Source organism: Loktanella agnita, from assembly GCF_046640325.1.
GTDB lineage: Bacteria > Pseudomonadota > Alphaproteobacteria > Rhodobacterales > Rhodobacteraceae > Yoonia > Yoonia agnita.
On the sequence record NZ_JBJMBF010000029.1, the window covers coordinates 1 to 22,692 of the forward strand.

At 59.3% G+C, this 22,692-nt stretch carries 22 protein-coding genes and 1 pseudogene; 13 read left to right on the top strand and 10 right to left on the bottom strand.

The features are described 5' to 3' along the window. Nucleotides 1-109 precede the first annotated feature (109 nt). The 7 genes from ACJ5NV_RS19850 to ACJ5NV_RS19880 all read right to left on the bottom strand — a co-directional run bounded on the left by ACJ5NV_RS19850 (nt 110) and on the right by ACJ5NV_RS19880 (nt 5,229). Nucleotides 110-565: a hypothetical protein gene (locus tag ACJ5NV_RS19850; protein ID WP_411646557.1), complete on the bottom strand. Its 456-nt coding sequence runs from the start codon at nt 563-565 to the stop codon at nt 110-112. Nucleotides 566-593: 28 nt separating this feature from the next. Then, nucleotides 594-1,133 carry a hypothetical protein gene (locus tag ACJ5NV_RS19855; RefSeq protein ID WP_411646558.1) on the bottom strand — a complete coding sequence of 180 codons (540 nt, stop codon included), beginning with the start codon at nt 1,131-1,133 and terminating at the stop codon, nt 594-596. A gap of 66 nt (nt 1,134-1,199) precedes the next feature. Further along, on the bottom strand, nt 1,200-1,889 hold the full coding sequence (gene hisG, locus ACJ5NV_RS19860; RefSeq protein WP_411646560.1) for an ATP phosphoribosyltransferase: 690 nt from the start codon (nt 1,887-1,889) through the stop codon (nt 1,200-1,202). Next, on the bottom strand, nt 1,883-2,962 hold the full coding sequence (locus tag ACJ5NV_RS19865) for an ATP phosphoribosyltransferase regulatory subunit (RefSeq protein WP_411646561.1): 1,080 nt from the start codon (nt 2,960-2,962) through the stop codon (nt 1,883-1,885). Before ACJ5NV_RS19865 ends, hisG begins: the two co-directional genes overlap by 7 nt. Further along, complete coding sequence (locus ACJ5NV_RS19870) at nt 2,962-3,165, bottom strand: hypothetical protein (RefSeq protein WP_411646563.1); 204 nt, start codon at nt 3,163-3,165, stop codon at nt 2,962-2,964. Before ACJ5NV_RS19870 ends, ACJ5NV_RS19865 begins: the two co-directional genes overlap by 1 nt. Continuing rightward, nucleotides 3,162-4,724: a histidine--tRNA ligase gene (gene hisS, locus ACJ5NV_RS19875; protein WP_411646565.1), complete on the bottom strand. Its 1,563-nt coding sequence runs from the start codon at nt 4,722-4,724 to the stop codon at nt 3,162-3,164. The genes ACJ5NV_RS19870 and hisS overlap by 4 nt, the downstream gene beginning before the upstream one ends. A 46-nt stretch (nt 4,725-4,770) precedes the next feature. After that, nucleotides 4,771-5,229 (bottom strand): Lrp/AsnC family transcriptional regulator, encoded by a 459-nt coding sequence (locus ACJ5NV_RS19880; RefSeq protein ID WP_411646567.1) that lies wholly within the window; start codon nt 5,227-5,229, stop codon nt 4,771-4,773. Nucleotides 5,230-5,335: 106 nt separating this feature from the next. On the opposite strand from ACJ5NV_RS19880, the gene ACJ5NV_RS19885 reads away from it, so the two are divergent. Together ACJ5NV_RS19885 and ACJ5NV_RS19890 are read left to right on the top strand one after the other, a co-directional pair. After that, on the top strand, nt 5,336-6,127 hold the full coding sequence (locus tag ACJ5NV_RS19885; RefSeq protein WP_411646568.1) for a phenylalanine 4-monooxygenase: 792 nt from the start codon (nt 5,336-5,338) through the stop codon (nt 6,125-6,127). A gap of 8 nt (nt 6,128-6,135) precedes the next feature. Further along, the gene (locus tag ACJ5NV_RS19890; protein WP_411646569.1) at nt 6,136-6,339 is read left to right on the top strand and encodes a SlyX family protein; all 204 of its coding nucleotides are present in this window, start codon (nt 6,136-6,138) and stop codon (nt 6,337-6,339) included. A gap of 41 nt (nt 6,340-6,380) precedes the next feature. On the opposite strand, the gene ACJ5NV_RS19895 is transcribed toward ACJ5NV_RS19890, so the two are convergent. Continuing rightward, nucleotides 6,381-6,878, bottom strand: coding sequence for a hypothetical protein (locus ACJ5NV_RS19895; RefSeq protein WP_411646571.1), 498 nt, complete (start codon nt 6,876-6,878; stop codon nt 6,381-6,383). 138 nt (nt 6,879-7,016) lie between these two features. Beyond that, on the bottom strand, nt 7,017-10,604 hold the full coding sequence (gene dnaE, locus ACJ5NV_RS19900; RefSeq protein WP_411646573.1) for a DNA polymerase III subunit alpha: 3,588 nt from the start codon (nt 10,602-10,604) through the stop codon (nt 7,017-7,019). A gap of 127 nt (nt 10,605-10,731) precedes the next feature. On the opposite strand from dnaE, the gene ACJ5NV_RS19905 reads away from it, so the two are divergent. The 11 genes from ACJ5NV_RS19905 to ACJ5NV_RS19955 all read left to right on the top strand — a co-directional run bounded on the left by ACJ5NV_RS19905 (nt 10,732) and on the right by ACJ5NV_RS19955 (nt 21,791). Beyond that, a complete protein-coding gene (locus tag ACJ5NV_RS19905) occupies nt 10,732-11,067 on the top strand; it encodes an ArsR/SmtB family transcription factor (protein WP_411646575.1) in 336 nt (111 codons plus the stop codon). A gap of 1 nt (nt 11,068) precedes the next feature. Then, entirely contained in the window at nt 11,069-11,533 is a 465-nt protein-coding gene (locus ACJ5NV_RS19910) for an SRPBCC domain-containing protein (RefSeq protein ID WP_411646577.1), read from the top strand. A 62-nt stretch (nt 11,534-11,595) separates the two neighbouring features. After that, nucleotides 11,596-12,069 (top strand): SRPBCC domain-containing protein, encoded by a 474-nt coding sequence (locus tag ACJ5NV_RS19915; protein WP_411646579.1) that lies wholly within the window; start codon nt 11,596-11,598, stop codon nt 12,067-12,069. A gap of 204 nt (nt 12,070-12,273) precedes the next feature. Further along, complete coding sequence (gene xdhA / locus ACJ5NV_RS19920; RefSeq protein ID WP_411646580.1) at nt 12,274-13,629, top strand: xanthine dehydrogenase small subunit; 1,356 nt, start codon at nt 12,274-12,276, stop codon at nt 13,627-13,629. Continuing rightward, nucleotides 13,626-16,055: a xanthine dehydrogenase molybdopterin binding subunit gene (gene xdhB, locus ACJ5NV_RS19925; protein ID WP_411646581.1), complete on the top strand. Its 2,430-nt coding sequence runs from the start codon at nt 13,626-13,628 to the stop codon at nt 16,053-16,055. The genes xdhA and xdhB overlap by 4 nt, the downstream gene beginning before the upstream one ends. Beyond that, entirely contained in the window at nt 16,052-16,792 is a 741-nt protein-coding gene (gene xdhC, locus ACJ5NV_RS19930; protein WP_411646583.1) for a xanthine dehydrogenase accessory protein XdhC, read from the top strand. Before xdhB ends, xdhC begins: the two co-directional genes overlap by 4 nt. Beyond that, the gene (locus ACJ5NV_RS19935) at nt 16,789-18,312 is read left to right on the top strand and encodes an ABC transporter ATP-binding protein (protein WP_411646584.1); all 1,524 of its coding nucleotides are present in this window, start codon (nt 16,789-16,791) and stop codon (nt 18,310-18,312) included. Before xdhC ends, ACJ5NV_RS19935 begins: the two co-directional genes overlap by 4 nt. Before the next feature lie 54 nt (nt 18,313-18,366). Continuing rightward, nucleotides 18,367-19,446, top strand: a complete 1,080-nt coding sequence (locus tag ACJ5NV_RS19940; RefSeq protein ID WP_411646585.1) for an ABC transporter permease — start codon at nt 18,367-18,369, stop codon at nt 19,444-19,446. Further along, complete coding sequence (locus ACJ5NV_RS19945) at nt 19,446-19,769, top strand: hypothetical protein (protein ID WP_411646587.1); 324 nt, start codon at nt 19,446-19,448, stop codon at nt 19,767-19,769. The genes ACJ5NV_RS19940 and ACJ5NV_RS19945 overlap by 1 nt, the downstream gene beginning before the upstream one ends. Beyond that, entirely contained in the window at nt 19,769-20,683 is a 915-nt protein-coding gene (locus ACJ5NV_RS19950) for an ABC transporter permease (protein ID WP_411646589.1), read from the top strand. Before ACJ5NV_RS19945 ends, ACJ5NV_RS19950 begins: the two co-directional genes overlap by 1 nt. A gap of 31 nt (nt 20,684-20,714) precedes the next feature. Beyond that, the gene (locus ACJ5NV_RS19955) at nt 20,715-21,791 is read left to right on the top strand and encodes a BMP family ABC transporter substrate-binding protein (RefSeq protein WP_411646590.1); all 1,077 of its coding nucleotides are present in this window, start codon (nt 20,715-20,717) and stop codon (nt 21,789-21,791) included. A gap of 420 nt (nt 21,792-22,211) precedes the next feature. On the opposite strand, the pseudogene ACJ5NV_RS19960 reads toward ACJ5NV_RS19955, so the two are convergent. After that, nucleotides 22,212-22,583: pseudogene (locus ACJ5NV_RS19960) on the bottom strand (transposase); the annotation flags it as partial. Between the last annotated feature and the right edge of the window lie 109 nt (nt 22,584-22,692).

Genomic DNA, 22,692 nt, shown 5'->3' on the forward strand with positions numbered 1-22,692 from the left:
ATATCTGCGCCAAGCATAGGGAATCACATCATACGTGATCTGGGAATCCTGAATCTGAAAGCACGCGACACGCTCTAAATCAATGCGCGGATCACATCCCTGACCACCATTACATCATCACATCATCGCGGGTGCAATCGAACTGCCCCACCTGCACGCGGATCACGAACTGGCCTTTATGCCGCGTTTGGGTCAGATATACCCGCCCGTCATCGTTGATCCGGCTTAGCAGCGCCTGTGTCGCCGCATCGTCGCGATAGTGAAACGTAAACAGCGACAGGGCGGGTGGCGTCACGATTTCACAACTGCCAATCTTTGCAATCGCGTCTGCAAGTTCTTGAGCCGATGCTGCTAATGGGGTCATCGCGTCGGGCACGATGGCTTCGAAATCCGCGAAAATCTGCGCCATACTTTCGGGCGTTTCGGGGGCGCTGCCGGGCAATTGCGCGCCGGTTGCGCCATAGGCCACCTGCGCCTGCACCGCCCTGTCCCGCAACCCTTTGTGATAGTGCAGCGCCCATTCTACCGCCCGTCGGGACCATTCCAGCAATTCATCATGGGTCACGGGCAGCCCCTTTCAAACAGCAGGGGGCTTATTCGATCACGCCGGTGGTGGGAAAACCGCATTGTTCAGCGATTTTGCCGTAGGCGGCAGTGAAGCCTGATAAGGACGCACGATAGACCAGCTCACCCTCAAGCGTTACTGACAGCATGTCACCTGTGCGCATGGTTTGCAGCATCCACAGGCTGTCGCCCTCATGGGCACGGGCGGTCGCCACTTTGATGCCTTCGTCATTCAGACCGGCTGTGACGAAGCCCTCTGTCAAATCATCCAAACTGAACTGAAACAGGACGCGCTGTCCATCTTGCATTACCGTATCATAGCCCCGTGGCGCAGATTCATGAAGCACCGGCGCGGGATAGTGATCGGGTGGCAGCGTATCACCGTTGGAGACTTCAATAGCTAAACTGCGCAACCCGTCACCACCAGTCATCGCACGGCAAGTGACGCGCAGATCCTCACCGGTATCGACCGTATCCACAATGATACGCCAATCTTTGTAGTCCCAATACTGGGTTTCGCCAGATGCGGCGGCGGGCAATAGCGCCAGAAAGGCGAGGGCATATTTCATATCAGGCTTTCACTCTTTCAATGTCGTTTGCGGCTCGTTCCTGCTACATACGAAAGCCTGAAACGGTCAGATATCCAAGAGCGCAATAAGCTTTTTCAGCGTTTCGCGCTGTTGCGTGGTCCAATCCTTACGGCGACCACGAAACAGAGTGGCCTGACTGGCGTGGATCAGCCCGTCATCCAGAATTTTCAACCCGTTTGCGCGCAGAGTTTCCCCGGTGGAGGTGATATCGGCAATCGCCTCGGCGGTTTCATTCTTCACCGTGCCTTCGGTCGCGCCTTGGCTGTCAACGATCTGATAATCCGCAACACCTTCTTCACGCAGGAATTCCCGTACCAACCGGTGATATTTCGTCGCAATGCGCAGGCGAAACCCATGACGAGCGCGGAAGGCCGCGGCCGCCGCGTCAAGGTCATCCAGCGTATCCACATCGACCCACGCCTGCGGCACGGCGATGATTAGATCGGCCCCGCCGAAACCCATCAGCGCAAGTTCGGACACATGGCTATCCCAGTTGGCCAGCTTTTCGCGTACCAGATCGGACCCGGTGACGCCCAGATGGATATTGCCTGCCGCCAATTCGCGCGGGATTTCCCCTGCCGAAAGCAGCACCAGTTCCACCCCGTCGATGCCATCGACAGCGCCTGCATATTCGCGTTCTGACCCGGATTTACGCAAGCTCACGCCGCGCTGGCCGAACCAGTCAAATGTCTTTTCCATCAGCCGCCCCTTGGACGGCACACCCAGCTTCAGCATGCGTTCAACCCCAGCACCAGATCGGGCCGGATCACACCGCCCACCGCAGGCACCGCGCGCCCGTCGCCCAGTTGCGCGGTGAGCGCGTCATAGCGGCCACCCGTTGCGACAGGCGGCAGATCAGGCCGGTCGCTTGCGTAAAAACCAAAGACAAACCCGTCGTAATATTCCAACGAGGTGCGGCCATAGCTGCCTTCGAAATCCAGCGCATCCACATCGACACCGCGTGCTGCCAGCGCATCCACGCGTGCCGTCATCCGGTCCACTGCCGCACCAATGGCGGGCATGTCGACGGCGATATCGCCCAGCGCGCTGACCACATTCGGGCAGGTTTCGCGCAACGACAAAAGTGCGTCGATCAGCGCGATTTCTTCGGCGGCGAGCGGGGCTGCCGCTCCATCAGCGCGCAGCGCGTCAATCCGGGCGCTCACTTCGGCGCGGCTGCGCAGCCCGATATCGGGACCCGCGTCTGCAAAAGGGTCATCTGCGGCCAGCAGCGCCTTGCGTGTCGCAGGCATCGCACCCGATCCATAGCGTTTCAGCAGCGCCTTGAACCGGCCCGGCCGCCAGATATGGCGCAGCAATGCCGCTTTGCGGGCATCGGTGGTTTTCAACCCGCGCACGGCGGCGGTCAGTATGCCGATATCCCCAGTCGCGGCACGCACGGGCAGCCCCGCCAGCCCTTCGGCGATAACGGCAAACACCTCTGCATCGGCCTTGGCAGGGTTTTGACCGTCAAACACCTCATACCCGACCTGCACATATTCATTGGCGCGGGTTTCATCGTGTTCCTGCTTGCGGAACACCTTGCCCGCATAGGTATAGCGGGCGGGCTCTGCATGGGTTTCCATATGCATCTGAACCACAGGCACCGTGAAATCCGGACGCAACACCATTTCACCCTGTAGCGGGTCTGACGTCAGATAGGCCCGTGCGCGGATATCCTCACCATAGAGATCCAGCAAAGTCTCTGCGGGTTGCAGCACATCCGCCTTGACCACCTGCGCGCCTTGGGCGGCAAAGTGATCACGCAAACGGCGCGCTTCGGTCAATGTTTGGGGGGATGTGGGCATTAGACAAAGTGCCTCATACACATGATAAAGCCCACGAACATTAGGGCCGACCCGGCCCCGATGATCAGTGTGCTGTCAAGATAAACGCCATAGCACACGGCAGCGAAACCGAGCACGACAAGCACGCCCCCGACGATGATCATCGCGAGCTCTGACAAGACCGCACGCAGGAACCGTAAAAGGCCTTTGAAAAAGCCATTCATAGCGCGTCCAGTATCTCGCGCACCTTGGCCAGCAATTGCGCACGCGGCACTTCGTACTGGCTCGGCCGGTCTTTCCATTCTTCTAGCGTGGCGTTCTTGGCGATTTCCGCGCCAAGGATCAGGTCCTTGATCTGGACCACACCCTTGTCGAACTCATCCCCGCCCGCGATGATGGCAACGGGCGACTGCCGTTTATCCGCATATTTCAGCTGATTGCCGAAATTCTTCGGATTGCCCAGATAGACCTCGGCCCGGATCTTGCCCTTCGAATGATCATTTGGATCGACATAGGCATTCCGCAGCTCGGCGACCATCGCCTGATAATCGGCCATGCGGTCGCGATCCATGACGGTCACGATGACGGGGCCTTGCGCCGTGTCGCTCATGCGGCCCTTGGCGCGCAGCGCAGCCAGCAGCCGGTCGACGCCGATAGACACACCCGTGGCTGGCACCGGCTGCCCGGTGAAGCGCTTGACAAGGTCATCATAACGCCCACCGCCTGCGACCGACCCAAAGTTACGTGGACGGCCCTTTTCGTCTTTGATCTCAAAGGTCAGCTCAGCCTCGTAAACCGGCCCAGTGTAGTAGCCGAGGCCACGGACAACGGAGGGGTCGATCTTGATCCGAGTTGCATCGTACCCCTGCCGCAAAAGCAGGTTAGCGATTTCTTGAAGTTCTTTGACACCCTCAATCCCGACTTGAGAGTTGCCGATGACCTTGTCCGCTAGGTACTGGATTACGTTTCCGTTCCAAGAAACTGCGTAGTCCTTTGCGCTAAGCTCAACGTCGCTCATGACACTGACGATATGGTCATGTGCGCCAGCGAAGCGCATCACAGTCTCCACTTGCGCGTCCGACAGTCCCGCACCCTTGGTGAAATCCCCGCTTTCATCCTTGCGGCCTTCCCCCAGAAGGGCGCGCACGCCCTCGACGCCCAACCGGTCCAGCTTGTCGATGGCGCGCAGCACGATCCCGCGCTCTTCTTCCTTGTCATCCCCGGCCAGACCGGCGACTTCCATCACGCCATTCAGCACCTTCCGGTTATTCACCCGGATCACGTAGTCGCCGCGCTCGATGCCCACGGCCTCCAATGTATCAGCCAGCATCGCGCAGATCTCAGCATCCGCAGCAACTGACGCCGCCCCCACGGTATCCGCATCACATTGATAAAACTGGCGAAACCGCCCCGGTCCGGGCTTTTCGTTGCGCCAGACCGGCCCCATCGTGTAGCGGCGATAAGGCGACGGCAGATCGTTGCGATACTGTGCCGCCACCCGGGCCAGCGGGGCGGTCATGTCGTAGCGCAGAGCCAGCCAGTCGCCATCCTCTTCCCACGCAAACACGCCCTCATTCGGGCGGTCCACATCGGGCAGGAATTTACCCAGCGCCTCCACCGTTTCCACGGCAGATGTTTCCAGCGCGTCGAACCCGTAACGACGGTAAACCTCGGCGATCTTTGACAGCATTTCGGCGCGCTGGATAACCTCAGCGCCGAAATAGTCGCGGAAACCCTTTGGCGTCACTGCCTTGGGGCGGGGCTGCTTTTTATCCTTGGCCATCGTCGGTCCTGTACATCATAGTCCCGCGCCGTTTACCGCGCCAATGTCACAGGGGCAATGCAGTCGTGTATTTCAGTTCTTTCAGGCTAAAGGCCGAGACGACCGATTTGACTAGCGATGACCGCAGTAGCGTGTGGGTCATGAATTGTTCGTAGGTTTCCACATCGCGGCAACGGATTTTCAGGATGTAATCGGCGGTGCCTGACAGGGCATGCGCCTCCATGATTTCCGGGTGGCCGCGGATGATCTTGGCAAAACCTGTAATCGTTGCCTCTGCATGATCGGCCAGACGGACCGTGGCAAAAACACAAAGCCGCACATCCGCCTTGGCCGGGTCCAACAGCGCCACGCGACCGCGCAGCAGCCCGAGGTTTTCAAACTCCTGCACCTTGCGCCAGACGGTGGAACTGGCCATGCCCGCGCGGTCGGCCAGTTCGGCCAGCGACGCGCCTGCATCGCCCTGCAACGCGGCCAGCAAGACCCGCTCTTGATCAGAAAATTTCATTATGCAGCCAATTATGAATGGTTTCATTCAAGAATGCACGAAAACCCGCGTGATTGACAGGAAATTTCAGCCGTTCCGGGCCAGAATGGAATAAAGGAGTTTCGCCGTGCCCAAGGATACCACCTACGTTTCACTCTCTGCCGATGCCGATGGGTTCTTTCCCTATACGCCCGACGACGATGCCGTCTGGGGCGAGCTGTTCACCCGCCAGATGGCGTTCCTGCCCGGCAAGGTCGCACCGGAATATCTGGATGGGGTGCGTCAGTTGGGGCTGAATGGGGACAAGACACCGCAGGTGAAAAATGTCGATGCGCGTCTTCATGCGCTGACCGGGGCCGGAGCCGAAGGTGTGCCCGCGATTATCCCCCCATCGCAATTTTACGAGCTGCTGAGCCAGCGCAAATTCCCCGTCGCGACCTTTCTGCGGCGGCGGGAGCATATGGATTATATTGAAGAGCCAGACCTGTTTCACGAGGTCTTCGGCCATTGCCCGATGCTGACAAACGAGGCCTATTGCGATTTCATCGAAGGATTCGGCAAGCGGGCCAAGGCGCTGGGCAAAGGCTATAGCTGGCACATGTTCCGGCTGTTCTGGTTCACCGTTGAATTCGGGATGATCCGCACGGCAGAGGGGCTGCGCGCCTATGGCGCCGGAATCGTGTCATCACCCGCCGAGGCCGCCCATGCGTGCAGCGATGACGCGCTGATGCAGGATTTCGACCTGCTGACCGTATTCCGCACGCCCTATCGGATCGACATCGTGCAACCGACCTATTTCGTTATCGACAGTTTCGACCAACTAGCCGAAACGCTAGCGGCTGATTTCGGCCAGTTGGTCGACGAGGCAAAAGCGCTGGGCGATCTGTCCCCCCTTTTCGCGGCGAAGGAAGCCAGCTAAAAGGCGACATGGCCGACATTACGCATCTGGAAGAACAAATCGCCCACCTCACCCGCACGGTCGAGGAACTGTCCGATATCGTCGCACGGCAGGAAAAAGAGCTCGCGCTGGCGGTAAAGCGGGTCACTATGCTGATGGAACGCGAAGCCCAGCGCGAAATGGATACAGGTGGCAGCGTCCCGTTTGCCGACCAGAAGCCACCGCACTGGTAAGCGGCTATGCGGGGCACCCCGCATGGCCTGTTGGAGCCGGTTCAGTAGGGGCGCACCGTCACTTTCACCGCTTCGGGGAAACGCCAGGGCGTACTGCTTGCGACGGCAGCGGACACAACCGTGCTCAGGATCGCGCCACCGATACCCGCATTCGTCGCCGTACTTACCTGCTTGTCTTGGGCAAAGACCGTCTCTGCGCCTTGCAACCCATTACCCTCGCAACTGATTTGCAGTGGCATGGGGCGACCGCGGTTTTCGAAATTCCCCGATTGCACAAAACGGGGAATGTCCACGCGGATTGGCGTGATGACCTGTGCTGCAACCTCTTCAGAACGCAATGAACACACCTGATTGCCGACCTCGACCTGCGCGTCATCCTGCATCGTGTAGGTACGGATTTCTGTCGTGCGGTAGCTTGTGATCCGCGCACGGTCTACCGTCGAGACCACGCCGGCGGTCGCGTTTGGTTGCGTAATCTCAAGCGGCGGTGTGCAGGCAGACAGGGCAATGATCCCGGCAATGCAGGTCAGAGATTTCATTCTTATAGCTCCAATAGATTAATCGAGTGATGGATTGCTATGCACCACCCGGCGCGATGGCAAGGGCTGGAAAAATAATAGCTGACATTTCAGACAGTAGGGTGGATCCGGATCCACCTTACGACGTGGCAATGTTGCTTAGGCGTCCTCGACCTCGATCACGCCGTTAAGGCTGCGCAGTGCCCCCTTGATCTGCGGGTTGATCGGGAAATCATCGCCCAGATCCAGCTCCACCTCCCCCGGCAGATCGTTTTGCATCAGGCAGAAATAGATCGGGCCGCGCCCAGCGCGCACCCCGTCGCGCATGGCGTTTTGCAGGATGCTTGCGACGGACCCGATGGCATCCGGGGCGTCGATAAACACACGTAGCCCCGCACCACCCGCATCAGCGACGACGCTGTCAATCGGCGCCACAGAACGCCCAAGCAGTTTGAGCTGATCGGCCTCCAGCGTTGCCTCGCAGGTGACGACGACCTGCGCGCCGGTTTCTAGGTATTCGCGAGATTTTTCCAATGTCTCGGAAAATAGCGTGACCTCATACTGCCCAGTCGGGTCCGACAGCTGCACAAAGGCAAAGCGGTTGCCGCGCGCTGATTTACGTTCCTGACGGCCTGATACTGTGCCCGCCATTTTGACGATAGCCGCGCCCTTTTCTGCTCGCGCGATCACATCATCAAGGGTCATCACTTTTTGTCGTTTCAAGGGGCCCATATAGTCATCCAGCGGATGGCCGGATAGGTAGAATCCAATCGCCTTGAACTCTTCGGACAGCCGTTCGGCGGGCAACCAGTCATCACCGCCAGCCAGTCGCGGTTCGGGCAAATCCTCACCCGCATCACCAAACAGCGACACCTGATTTGATGCTTTCTGATCATGGATCGCTGCCGAGTAGCCTGTGAGCGCATCCAGACTGTTGAACACCCGCCGTCGGTTCGGGTCGAGCACGTCAAACGCCCCCGCTCGCGCCAGCATTTCCAGCGAGCGTTTCCCGACGCGCTTCAAATCAACCCGGCGTGCAAAATCATAAAGATTGATAAAGGGTTTCTGCGCGCCAGCGCCGGACTCCGATCCGGCGCCTCTGCCGTCAGGTTGAGGTCCCGGATCATGTCCGGGACTGCGTTGGTCTGTGACGCCATCGCGAGCTGCGACAATCAGCTTCATCGCCTCGACACCCACGTTTTTCAGCGCGCCCAGCGCATAGACCAGCTTGCCATCTTTCACATCGAACGTCGCCATGGAACGGTTCACGCAGGGCGGGGTATAGTCGATGCCCAGCCCTTTTTTGACCTCCTGAAAGTACACACCCAGCTTGTCGGTCAGGTGGATATCGCAGTTCATCACCCCGGCCATGAATTCCACCGGGTGGTTCGCTTTCAGCCAAGCCGTTTGGTAGGACACCACCGCATAGGCCGCTGCGTGGGATTTGTTGAACCCGTAGTTGGCGAACTTTTCCAATAGGTCGAAAACTTCGCGCGCCTTCTTGGCATCGACACCATTTTTCTTCGCGCCTTCCTCGAATTTCGGGCGTTCGGCGTCCATCGCCTCCTTGATCTTTTTCCCCATCGCCCGGCGCAGCAGGTCAGCGCCGCCAAGGCTGTAGCCCGCCATGACCTGAGCGATCTGCATCACCTGTTCCTGATAGACGATGATGCCTTGGGTTTCTTCAAGGATGTAATCAATCGACGGATGAACCGACTCCAGTTCCTTCTGGCCATTCTTCACCTCGCAATAGGTGGGAATGTTTTCCATCGGGCCGGGCCGGTAGAGCGCCACAAGCGCCACGATATCTTCGATGCAGGTGGGTTTCATGCGCTTGAGCGCATCCATCATCCCCGAGCTTTCCACCTGAAACACGGCCACCGTCTTGGCGCTGGCATAAAGCTTATAGGATGCCTCATCATCCAGCGGGATCGCCCCGATGTCATACTCAAACCCTTCAGGTGGCTGATAGAGTTCGTTTCCATCAGCGGTCACGTTCAAGGGGCGACCCGTCTTGCGGATCAGATCAACCGCGTTTTGGATCACTGTCAGGGTTTTCAAGCCCAGAAAGTCGAATTTGACCAGCCCGGCCTGTTCCACCCATTTCATGTTGAACTGGGTCGCGGGCATGTCGGATCGCGGGTCCTGATAAAGCGGCACCAGCGCGTCCAATGGCCGGTCGCCAATCACCACACCGGCGGCGTGGGTTGATGCATTCCGCAACAGCCCCTCGACCTGCTGGGCATAGGTCAGCAACCGGTCCACGACTTCTTCGGCCTGCGCTTCTTCGCGCAGGCGGGGTTCGTCGGCCAGCGCCTTTTCGATGCTGACGGGCTTTACCCCTTCGATCGGGATCATCTTGGACAGGCGGTCCACCTGCCCGTAAGGCATCTGCAACACCCGCCCCACGTCACGCACTGCGGCCTTTGACAGCAACGCACCAAAGGTGATGATTTGGCCCACTTTGTCGCGGCCATATTTCTCTTGCACGTAGCGGATCACCTCTTCGCGGCGGTCCATGCAAAAGTCGATATCGAAGTCGGGCATCGACACCCGTTCAGGGTTCAAGAACCGTTCGAACAGCAGCGAATAGCGCAATGGGTCAAGGTCGGTGATGGTCAGCGCATAAGCCACCAGTGACCCAGCCCCCGACCCCCGGCCCGGCCCAACCGGTATGTTATGATCTTTCGCCCATTTAATGAAATCAGCGACGATCAAAAAATAGCCGGGAAAGCCCATGCCTTCAATAATACCCAGCTCAAATTCCAGCCGCTTATCATAGTCTTCAACCGGGGCGGCGTGGGGGATCACGGCCAGACGGGCCTTTAGCCCCGCCACCGCTTGTCGGCGCAGCTCGACCACTTCGTCATCGGCGAATTTGGGTAGGATCGGGTCGCGCTTATAGGCTTTAAAGGCGCAGCGTTTGGCGATTTCGACTGTATTCTCAATTGCCTCGGGCAGATCGGCAAAGAGGGTCGCCATTTCTTGCGGTGATTTGAAATAGTGCTGCGGGGTCAGGCGGCGGCGCGGCTGTTGCTGATCGACATAGGCGCCTTCGGCGATACAGATCAGCGCATCATGCGCCTCATACAGCCCGGTTTTGGGGAAATAAACATCATTGGTCGCCACCAGCGGCAGACCCTTGGCATAGGCCATTTCGATATGGCCACGCTCTGACAGGCGCTCTGCCTCTGGCAGCCCGCCGTCGCCAGGATGACGCTGCAATTCAACATAGAGCCGGTCGGGATAGATCGCCGCCAATTGGTCCATTAGCGCCTCGGCCTTGGGCCGCTGACCCTGTCGCAGCAGGCGCCCCACCGGCCCGTCCGGCCCGCCCGACAGGCAAATCAGGCCAACATGATATTGCCCCAACTCCTCGACCGTCACCTGCGGCAGTTCCCCCGCCGCATCCAGATAGGCGCAGGAGTTCAACTTCATCAAATTTTCGTAACCAGTCTCGTTCTGCGCCAGCAGAACGATGGGCGCGGGCGGTTCGGGGCGCTTGCCCGGTTCTGGTGTGGTGTAACCCAAATCAATCTGGCAACCGATGATCGGCTGCACCCCTGCCCCCGCAGCGCCTTCGGAAAACTCCAATGCGCAAAAGAGGTTATTGCTGTCGGTCACCGCCACAGCTGGCATGTCCATTCCGGCGGCAAGGCCGGGCAGCTTCTTAGCGTGGACCGCGCCTTCGAGCAAGGAATACTCGGTATGGACGCGCAGGTGGATGAATCGGGGATGGGTTGTCATGCGCGCCAAACTAGCCGATGGGAGCGGCGGCACAAGACGGCAATCCGCAGATGCCGGATTACGCTTAATTGTTAGCTATTCAGCTAAGTATCTTGACAGTGACCCCGCGCAGAAGGATGCTCTGCCCATGACCAGTACTCTTGATTCCTTTTTCGGCGCTATGTCCGACCCCACCCGCCGCGCTGTCATCGAACGGCTTGCCTCTGGCCCCGCTTCGGTCAGTGAATTGCACAGCCCCCACGCCATGGCGCTGCCCACCTTCATGCGACATCTTTCGGTGCTGGAAAGCACCGGCATCGTCCGATCCGTCAAAAAAGGCCGGGTGCGCACCTGCCATATTGAGGCCGCCCCCCTGATCGAAGCGCAGGGCTGGCTCGCTTGGCAACGGCACCTGTGGGAAACCCGACTGGACCGTCTGGACACGCTCGCGCACAAGATTGCCAACAGCGACACAGGAGAATGACATGACATCCGATACGGCCACGTTCGATCTGCACCGCATCCTGCCTTTGACCCCGGAAAAACTGTGGCACGTCATGACCGATGCGAAACAGCGCGAAAAATGGGGCGCGCCGGATGATGCCACCGTTCTTGTGGTCGACAGTTCCGACCTGCGCGAGGGCGGGCAGGACCGGCATCGCTGTGGTCCGACGGACGCGCCTGATTTTCTGGTGGATACAAGGTGGTATCACCTGAGCGCCCCGACACGGGCCGTTTTCACCGAAACCCTGATCTTAGGCGGGGACCCTGCGTTCACCAGCCTTGTCACCTATGCGCTGACCCCGACTGAGGACGGCACGGCCCTTGATATCAGCGTCGCGACCTCGTCCTTTTCTGGACCGGACGCACTGCGCGAGGTTGAGGGCGGCTGGACTGGGGCCCTGAACAAACTCAAAGCTTATGCCGAACAACTGTTGGTGCGGCACTGAAACGAGCCACATTTGTCATCGTCTCTTGAACCCCGTGCGGGGCCGTTATTGGAGCATCTTTCATGTCCGACACCACCCTGTCCTTCACTCGCGAGTTGGCCGCAGCGCCAATCAACGTCTGGCGGTGCTGGACCGAACCTGCGCTGCTGGAACAATGGTTCGCGCCAAAGCCGGTGCGGACCACGGATGTGGTGATCGACCCCACGCCGGGTGGGCGGTTCGACACGACAATGCACATCCCCGACATGCCTGACCCGGTGACGGGACAGGGTTGCGTTCTTGTGGCGGATCAGGCGCGTCGCTTTGTCTTTACCAATATGATGCGCGGCGGGTTTCAACCCAATGACACCACAGGCCCCGCCGCGATGTCGTTTACGGCTGAAATTACGATAACCCCGCGCGACACCGGCTGCACCTATGTCGTCACTGTGCGCCACGCAAATGCGGAAGGGGCCAAAACCCACCGCGATATGGGCTTCTTCGAAGGCTGGGGGACCGCTGCCGACCAGATGGCGGCTTTGGCGGTCACTCTCTGAAATTCAGACGCGCACCAACCGAAGTAGACCTTTTACTGCTCAATTTTTGATCATTCAGTCAAATAAGCGACAGATCGCGCCGAATTTTCCTTGCCAAATCCCTGCCGCCCCGGTTTCATGGCGCAAAGTTTGGCCCCGTGTGTCTACGCCGCATCGACACCGCAGGCCGTGATTGGCGACAGGGTAAGGCGGCGGGTTTACATCATGCATGTTACGTTTCTTCTGAACGGGGAAACTGTGGAGGTCGAAACGACGCCCACACGCTCGCTGCTGGATTGGCTGCGCGAGGATCAGGGGCTCTGCGGCACCAAAGAAGGCTGTAACGAAGGCGATTGCGGTGCTTGCACGGTGATGATCACCGATGATGACGGGGCCAAGGCGTTGAACGCCTGTATTCTGTTCCTGCCGCAACTGCATGGCAAAGCTGTCCGCACGGTCGAAGGGATCAGCGCCCCAGATGGCAGCCTGCACCCAGTGCAGCAAGCGATGGTCGATCATCACGGCTCGCAATGCGGTTTCTGCACGCCGGGTTTCATCACGTCGATGACTGCGGGTCATATGGCGGGGCGGACTGACCATGATGATGTGCTGGCTGGCAACCTGTGCCGCTGCACCGGTTACGCGCCAATCATCCGCGCCGCTCAGGCCGCAGAGGCCGCGCCCAAAGCCGAGTGGTTGGACGACAAACAGCCTAAGGTCGTGGCCCAACCTTATGCCCCCGAAAGCCTCGATGAATTGGCAACATGGTACGCCGCAAACGCTGACGCCACCCTGATCGCGGGTGCGACGGACGTTGGTTTATGGGTCACCAAGCAATTGCGCGCCTTGCCCAGCGTGGCATTCCTGAACCGCTGCACCGACTTGCGCCAGATCGCCGAAACCGCCGACGGGATCCATATCGGTGCCGCTGTGGCGATGAGCACGGTGCTGGCAAAAATGAGTGAACATCACCCATCCTACGCCGCGATGATTCGGCGCTATGGCTCTGATCAGGTGCGCAACGCGGCCACGATTGGCGGCAATATCGCCAATGGCTCGCCCATCGGGGATAACCCGCCCGCGCTGATCGCGCTTGGGGCCACCTTGCATCTGCGCCATGGCGACAAAACGCGGGATATACCGTTAGAGGATTTCTTTCTGTCTTACGGCAAACAGGACCGCGCCAAAGGTGAATTGGTCACCGGCGTTACCCTCCCCGCATCCGCCCCGGCCTTGCGCTGCTACAAGATATCGAAACGCTTCGATCAGGATATCTCGGCGCTTTGCGGTTGTTTCAATGTGACGGTTGAAGCAGGGACCGTCACCAATGCGCGCATCGCCTTTGGCGGCATGGCAGGCACGCCACACCGGGCCCACGCGGTCGAAGCGGCACTGACCGGACAGCCGTGGACAGTAGAAACTGTCACTCAGGCCGCAGCAGTCATCGGCAGTGACTACGCGCCGATGACCGACATGCGCGCCTCTGCCGCCTACCGGCTGGAAACAGCACAAAACTTGCTGCACCGCTATTTCGCAGAGCTGTCTGGTCACACCACCAGCGTGTTAGAGGTGACGCCATGAGCATCTCAAAGCCCCTGCCACATGATGCGGCCCGCCTGCATGTCACCGGTACTGCGCGCTACGTTGACGACCTGCCAATCCCGGCGAATTCACTGTATCTGGCGTTTGGTCTGTCCGAGATCGCGAAGGGACGCATCACCACGCTTGACCTTGAACAGGTCCGTGCAGCAAAGGGTGTGATCGCTGTTCTAACAGCCGATGATCTGCCCTTCGCGAATGATGTCTCCCCCTCGATCCATGACGAACCGCTTCTGGCGAAGCATGACATCCGCTACCTCAGCCAGCCGATTTTTCTGGTCGTTGCGGACAGTCATCTGAACGCACGCAAGGCCGCGCGGTTGGGTGATATTCAATATTCTGAAGAGACGCCGATCCTGACTATTGATCAGGCATTAGCCGCCGATAGCCGGTTTGAGGACGGACCGCGCATTTGGACCAAAGGCAATGTAGATCAGACGCTGGCAGAGGCCCCGCATCAGGTGCGGGGCAGCGTCGCGATGGGCGGACAGGAACATTTTTATCTGGAAGGTCAGGCCGCACTCGCCTTGCCGCAGGAAGGTGGCGACATGGTGGTGCATTCCTCCACCCAGCACCCGACCGAGATCCAGCACAAAGTGGCCGAGGCGCTAGGTCTGCCGATGCATGGGGTCCGGGTCGAAATCCGTCGGATGGGCGGCGGGTTCGGCGGTAAGGAAAGTCAGGGCAACGCGCTGGCGGTCGCCTGCGCCGTAGCTGCGCGCGCGACGGGCCGCCCTTGCAAGATGCGCTATGACCGCGACGATGACATGATGATCACGGGCAAGCGGCATGATTTTCGGATCGACTATGTGGCCGGCTTTGATGATGCGGGGCGGCTGACTGGCGTCGATTTCACCCAATCCACCCGCTGTGGCTGGGCGCAGGACCTGTCCTTGCCTGTGGCGGACCGGGCTATGCTGCACGCCGATAATGCCTACCACCTGCCCGCCGCGCGGATTACGTCGCACCGGCTCAAGACCAATACCCAATCCGCCACCGCGTTTCGGGGTTTTGGTGGACCCCAGGGGATGCTTGGGGTTGAGCGCGTCATGGACCATATTGCCAAAGAGCTGGGGATTGATCCTGTCGTGATCCGCCAGCGAAACTACTATGCGGCAATGGTCGCAGGGGGGCCATCTGCCCCCCGCGCTGCGCGCCCCCCCGAGGATACTTCCGGCCAGAAGAAGCAGGATGTCGATCTGACCTCACGGGGCGTGGCGGATAGTGATTTTGATGAAACCGCGCAAAACCGTAAGGTGTATCTTGATCCACCCGCCGTGCAGACGACGCCTTACAAGATGCCGGTCACGGACTTCATCCTGCACGCGCTCACAGACGAATTGGTGCAGCGGTCGGATTACCACGCACGCAAAGCAGCTATTGCCGATTGGAACAACGAACAGACCATCCTGAAGAAAGGGATCGCCTTCAGCCCGGTTAAATTCGGCATTTCCTTTACCCTGTCACACCTCAATCAGGCGGGGGCGCTGTTGCATGTCTATCAGGATGGCTCGGTCCATATGAACCACGGCGGGACGGAAATGGGGCAAGGCCTGTTTCAGAAGGTCGCGCAGGTGGCCGCGCATCGCTTTGGCATTGATGTCAGCGCGGTGAAGATCACAGCGACCGATACGGGCAAGGTGCCGAACACATCCGCCACCGCCGCATCGTCCGGCTCTGATTTGAACGGCATGGCCGTCGCCAATGCTTGCGACATCCTCCGCGACCGGATTGCCGGGTGTCTGGCAGAGCTGCACCAAACCAGCACCGAAAATATCCGCTTTGCGGACGGCAACGTGGAGATCGGCAACGAACAGATCACATTCGCCGAAGCCGCTGCCATCGCCTATCAGAACCGCGTCAGCCTGTCGGCCACAGGGTTCTACAAAACCCCAGGCCTGAACTGGGACAGGATCAAGGGCGAGGGCACGCCGTTCTTTTATTTCGCCCAAGGGGCTGCCGTGACCGAGGTGGTCATTGACACGCTCACCGGCGAAAACCGCATCCTGCGCACCGATATTCTGCATGATGCAGGCAGCTCGCTCAATCCGGCAATTGATATCGGACAGATCGAAGGCGGCTATGTGCAAGGTGCGGGCTGGCTCACGACCGAGGAATTGGTTTGGGACGACAAGGGCCGGCTCCGCACCCATGCGCCATCGACTTACAAAATCCCTGCCTGCTCTGACCGGCCCGATATATTCAATGTGGCACTTTGGGATGCGCCGAACCCGGCCCAGACGATCTATCGCTCCAAAGCTGTGGGGGAGCCACCTTTCATGCTGGGGATCTCCGCTTTCTTGGCGCTATCGGATGCCGTGGCGGCCAGCGGTCCCAATTACCCAGCACTCAATGCCCCTGCCACCGCCGAAGAGGTGTTGCGCGCCGTGAAGCGGGCGCGCGGATGACGGAATGTATTCGCATCACGGTGGTGAAAACCGCCGGGTCGGTGCCACGTGGGCCGGGCACACAGATGCTCGTCTGGGCAGACCGGATCGAAGGCACTATTGGCGGCGGCGCGCTCGAATGGGCGGCAATGGCGGAGGCGCGGCAAATGCTGGGCACTGGGCAAAGCAGACAGGAGCGGACCATTCCACTCGGTCCCAGCCTCGGCCAGTGCTGCGGCGGATCGGTTAGCCTGTTGTGGGAACGGACCGACAGCATGGTCGAACCAGCAAAGCGCCCGCTTTGGATCTACGGCGCAGGGCATGTGGGGCGGGCGATCATATATGTCATGGCCCCGCTGCCTGATTTCTATATCACTTGGGTGGATACGGCTGCGGACAGGTTCCCGGACACCGATGTCACCACTTTGGTCGCCAAAGACCCGGCCAAAGCCGTCCGACATGCGCCCGACAATGCTGATCATCTGATCCTGACCTACAGCCACGACATTGACCTTGCGCTCTGCCACGCTGTGCTGTCGCAAGATTTTCACAGCGCGGGCCTGATCGGATCAGCGACCAAATGGGCGCGATTTCGGAGCCGGCTTACAACCCTGGGCCATAGCGCTGCTCAAATTTCACGCATTGCCTGCCCAATAGGCAACCCCGCCCTTGGCAAACACCCCGCAGCCATTGCACTTGGGGTCGCAACCGCCATGATCGCGTCGCCGAATCGCGGAATAAAGGACCATGCCGGATGACCGAACCACTGTTGCGCCTGTCCGGCCTGACCAAAGCCTATCCGGGTGTTGTCGCCAACAGTGACGTGTCCTTTGATATTCAGCCGGGCGAGGTTCACGCGCTTTTGGGTGAAAACGGCGCTGGCAAATCAACCTTGGTGAAAACCATCTACGGGCTGGTGAAACCTGATAGTGGTAGCATGATGCTGAACGCTCATGGCTTCACCCCTGCCGACCCGCGTGCGGCGCGCAGTGCTGGTGTCGCCATGGTGTTCCAGCATTTTTCCCTGTTCGATGCGCTGAACGTGGCCGAAAATATCGCGCTGGGGATGGAAAACCCACCGCCTATGGGTGAAATCGCAGCACAGGTGCGCCGGGTGTCTGACCAATACGGGCTGCCGCTCGACCCGGACCGGATTGTTGGCGAACTGTCAGCCGGTGAAAGGCAACGGGTCGAAATCATCCGCTGCCTGCTGCAGGACCCCAAGCTGCTGATCATGGACGAACCCACATCGGTGCTCACCCCGCAAGAGGTGGCGATCCTGTTCCGCACGCTGCAACAGCTCAGCGCCGAAGGCACCGCGATCCTTTATATCTCACACAAGCTCGAAGAAATTCGCACGCTTTGTGATACCGCCACAGTGCTGCGGTTGGGGCAGGTTGTCGGAACCTGTGATCCGCGCGCGACATCTGCCCGTGACATGGCCGAGCTGATGGTGGGCACAAAGCTGCATGTGCCCGAAAAACCAGACCGCCCCGCCGGTGATGTGGTGCTGACCCTGAACAGCCTCAGCGCCAAAGCCCCCCACCGTTTCGGCACCGCGTTGAAAGACATTACCCTAGAGGTCCGCAAAGGAGAAGTGCTGGGGATCGGCGGTGTTGCCGGAAATGGTCAGGATGAGCTTGTCGCGGCCCTGTCCGGTGAAATGCGTGTCGCGCCTGCGATGGTCCATTATCAAGACCGTGATATCGGCCAGCTTGCCCCGAACGCCCGGCGCAGCATTGGGCTGTTGGCCGCCCCCGAAGAACGGATGGGCCATGCCGCAGCACCTGATATGTCGCTGACCGAAAACGCAATCATGACAGCGATGACCCGGCAGAAACTGACCAGCAAAGGTTTCCTGCACTGGACCAAGGCGCGTCAGTTCGCCGAGGGTGTTATTGCTAACTTTGACGTGCGCACCCCCGGTCCCGCCAATGCGGCACGTTCGCTATCCGGCGGGAACTTGCAAAAATTCGTCATCGGACGCGAAATTATGCAGGCCCCGGATGTGCTGGTCGTGAACCAGCCCACATGGGGGGTTGATGCCTCTGCCGCTGCCGCGATCCGACAGGCGCTGCTGGACCTCGCAGCCAAAGGGGCGGCGGTGATCGTGATCAGTCAGGACCTAGACGAGCTGATGGAAATCTCTGACCGCTTTGCGGCACTGAACGAAGGGCGTCTGTCTGCGCCGCGCCCCGCTGCAGGGCTGACGGTCGAGGAAATCGGCCTGATGCTGGGTGGTGCGCATGATATGGAGGTCGCGCATGTGGATGGGTAGACCAATGATCGTTAAGGGCAGCGCCGGACGACACATCGGCAAAGGTACCGTCCTATGATCACCCTCGAAAAACGCCCGCAGCCATCCCGGCTCTGGACCTTTGCGACCCCTGTTCTGGCGGTAGTCCTGACGATGATCTGCGGCGGTCTTCTATTCGCAGCCCTTGGCAAGAACCCGTTCGAGACGATCCGCACGATCTTTCTCGACCCGCTGTTTTCGGAATTTGCATGGTTTTACCGGCCGCAACTTCTGATCAAAGGAGCACCACTGGTGCTTATCGCGATCGGGCTTTCTTTTGGGTTTCGGGCTGGCATCTGGAATATCGGGGCAGAGGGGCAATATATCGTCGGCGCAATCTGCGGCGCGGCGGTGGGACTTGCCTTTTACCCGGCCGAATTGTTGCTGATCTTCCCGCTGATGGTGCTGGCGGGGGCTTTGGGCGGGCTGCTCTGGGCGCTGATCCCCGGCATCCTGCGCGTGAAATTCGGCACCAACGAAATCCTCGTATCGCTGATGCTGGTGTATGTCGCCGAGCAATTGCTCGCCTCCATGGCGCTGGGCGCGCTGCGCAACCCCGAAGGCATGGGCTTTCCCGGTTCGCGCAATCTGGCAAAATACGACAGTGCCAGCAGCTGGATCAGCGAAAGCGCCGGCATGCATTGGGGCGTTGTCGCCGCGCTGATCGCTGTGATCTTTGCCTATATCGCCCTGTCACGGCACATCTTTGGTTTTCAGGTCCGGCTGACCGGGCAAAGCCCGCGCGCGGCGAAATTCGCAGGTGTGAGCCCCGGCCTGCTGGTGCTGGTCTGCATGGGGCTGTCCGGCGGATTGGCCGGACTTGCCGGGATGTTTGAGGTCGCAGGCCCCGCCGGTCAGATCAGCATTGATTTCAACGTCGGCTACGGGTTCACCGCGATCATCGTCGCCTTCCTCGGACGGTTGCACCCGGTCGGCATCCTGCTGGCGGGGGGGCTGATGGCGCTCACCTATATCGGTGGCGAAATCGCGCAGTCCAATCTGGGCTTACCGCTCGCCGCGATCCAGCTGATGCAGGGGATGCTGCTGTTCTTCCTGCTCGCAGTGGACGTGCTGACGAATTATCGTCTGCGGCTGGGCAAAGGCGTGACCGTGTGATGATTAAAAACACCCTTAAATTCCTTGCGCGCCTGACTGGCACGCTGGCGTCGTTTTTGACCGATTTCACCATTGGCGAGACACTTGTCATATTCGCGACCTTCGCGACCCTGACCTTCTCTCAGGAACCTGCATGGCACGCGATGCTCTTTACTATCGCCAGCCTGATGGTGTTGCATGCGGCTCTCAGTGCGATCCGCTTTGGCAGCGGGACGTTTCTGATCAGGGGGCGGAAGTGGCAACAAGCGGCGGCAGCCCTGTCGGTCGGGACCGGAATATGCGTCACGTATAATACCATGACAGTCAGATACGGGGGTTACTAATGGACCTGTCGGCCATCAACCCTCTCCTCCTGCTCGCCTCGCTTATGGTCGCGGCCACCCCGATCATTCTCGCCGCCATCGGGGAACTTGTTGTCGAACGCTCCGGCGTCCTGAACCTCGGCGTCGAGGGCATGATGATCACTGGCGCAGTCTGCGGGTTCATCGTTGCGGTCAATACAGGTTCGCCTTGGCTGGGGTTCGCCGGGGCGGCAATTGGTGGGGCGCTGCTTTCACTGATCTTTGGGGTTCTGACGCAGATCCTGCTGTCGAACCAAGTGGCGACAGGGCTGGCGCTGACGCTCTTTGGGCTGGGGCTCAGCGCGCTGATGGGGCAAGGCTATATCGGGGTCAAAGCGCCAGATTTCCCTGATTGGCATATCCCGCTGTTGGGCGACATTCCCATTATTGGGCCGATTGTCTTTCAACATGACCCGATGGTCTATGTGGGGCTGCTGATCGTGGCAGGGGTCTGGGCCTTTCTGAAATACAGCTGGGCTGGGCTAATCCTGCGGGCGGTCGGCGAAAACCACGAGGCCGCGCATGCGCTGGGCTATCACGTGATCCGGATCCGGCTGCTGGCGATCATGTTCGGTGGGGCCTGTGCCGGGCTTGGCGGGGCTTATCTGAGCCTCGTGCGGGTGCCGCAATGGACCGAAGGGATGACCGCAGGCGCAGGCTGGATCGCATTGGCAATTGTGGTCTTTGCCAGCTGGCGACCGGGTCGGCTGCTGATCGGCGCCTATTTATTTGGCGGTGTCACCGTGCTACAGCTTAATTTACAGGCAGCGGGGGCGGCAGTGCCTGTCGAGTATCTTTCCATGACCCCTTATCTGGCCACTATCGCCGTGCTGGTTATTATGCGTGCCGGACGGGCACCGGGGTCACTGGGCCAATCTTTCCATGCCTCACACTGAGGCGCTGCCAACCACCAACAAGGGGATGAGTATGAAGACGAAAACAATTCTGGCCGGGGCCACGCTGGCACTGGGGCTGGCATCGGGCGCGATGGCACAAGACGATCCGACTAAGGTCGGGTTCATCTATGTCGGGCCGGTCGGCGATGGCGGCTGGACCTATGAACACAATGTCGGTCGGCTCGCGGTCGAGGACCATTTCGGCGATGCGGTTGAAACCGTTTTCGTGGAAAGCGTTCCCGAAGGCCCCGATGCAGAGCGTGTGATGACCCAAATGGCGCTGCAAGGTGCCGACCTGATCTTTACCACTTCGTTTGGTTACATGGACCAAACCATCAACGTGGCCGAAAAATTCCCTGACGTGATGTTTGAACACGCGACCGGGTTCAAACGCGCCGATAACGTGTCTACCTATTCCGCCCGCTTCTACGAAGGGCGCGCGGTGCAAGGGCACATCGCGGGTCAGATGACCGAAAGCAACGTCATCGGCTATATCGGATCCTTCCCGATCCCCGAAGTGATCCGCGGCATTAACGCGGCCTATATCCACGCCAAAGAGGTGAACCCGGATGTCGAGTTCAAGATCGTCTGGGCCTACACATGGTTCGACCCCGCGAAAGAGGCTGAAGCCGCCACAGTGCTGATTGAACAGGGTGCAGACGTGATCCTGCAGCACACCGATTCCACCGCACCGCAGGCCGCCGCGCAGCAGGCAGGTAATGTCGTGACCTTTGGGCAAGCGTCTGACATGGCTGAATTCGGACCCTTCCCGCGCGTGTCTTCCATCATCGACAACTGGTCGCCCTATTACATCGCACGGACCCAAGCTGTGATCGACGGCACATGGGAAAGCACGGACACATGGGACGGGATCGGCGCTGGCATGGTTGGCATCGGCGAAATCACAGATGCGGTTCCGGCCGAAGTGAAAGCCTCTGCCGAAGCGCTGCGCGACAGCATCGCATCTGGCGAATATCAGCCATTCACTGGCCCGCTGAACAAGCAGGACGGGTCCGCATGGCTCGCCGATGGCGAAACGGCAGATGATGGCACGCTGGCAGGCATGAACTTCTACGTTGAAGGTCTGACAGGCGACATCCCGCAATAAGCCGTTTGCACATTAAAACGAAGTGCCCCGCAGCGATATGTGGGGCGCTTCACCCAACGCCGCGCCACCGCAAATTGCGAATCGATTCGACGGATCAAGAAAGCGCGATATCCAGCGGCTCATTCTTTGTCACGAACACTGAATAGCTGCATTTTCATCATAATTTATTCACTTTTTACGCCAGTGGCGCGCAAAAACACCCAAAGCGCTTTGGCGCATGGGTGCCGCAGGAAAATTGCGATCAAAACCGTTCTCAGCGGCCGCGATTCTTTCGCTTACCCCTCATACACTTAGCAATCTTGTCTTCGGGGTTCGAAAGTGCCCTATACGTTAAAGCGGGATAGCCGTTGTGCATTTGGTAAAGCGCAGCGCCGCATCACGGATACGGGAAAGCATCAAGTGATTTAGAGCGTTTCCTTTTCATGTTGATGCATATCCTGCATTTGCGAAGTAGTTCCAACATTCTTGGGGTGTGAAGAGGTGGCAGATATCGCCGATTGCCGCGAATAGTTCAGTGAAGGTTCTTGCACCAACTTTGCGCAGATGGGCCTTCAGCTTTGAGACCGCCTGCTCGATGGGGTTCAGGTCGGGACTGTAGGGCGGCAAGTACAGGAACCAGCATCCATGGGCGTGCAACGCGCCAGAAGCTTCAACGTTCTTGTGGGTCTCGAGATTGTCGCAGATCACAACTGTTCCCGGGTCGATGTCGGGCACCAGGACTTCGCGGACATATGCAGCAAACGCCTCCCCGTCCATTGCGCCTTTGATGACCCAAGGCGCGATCAGTTGATCATGGGTTAAAGCGTTTCGGTTTTAATCTGAGGCATCACAGATCACCAATTGCGTTTGAGCCGCAGGCGAAAGGCAGCGATTGGTGATTCAGGTATAAATCGAAATGCTC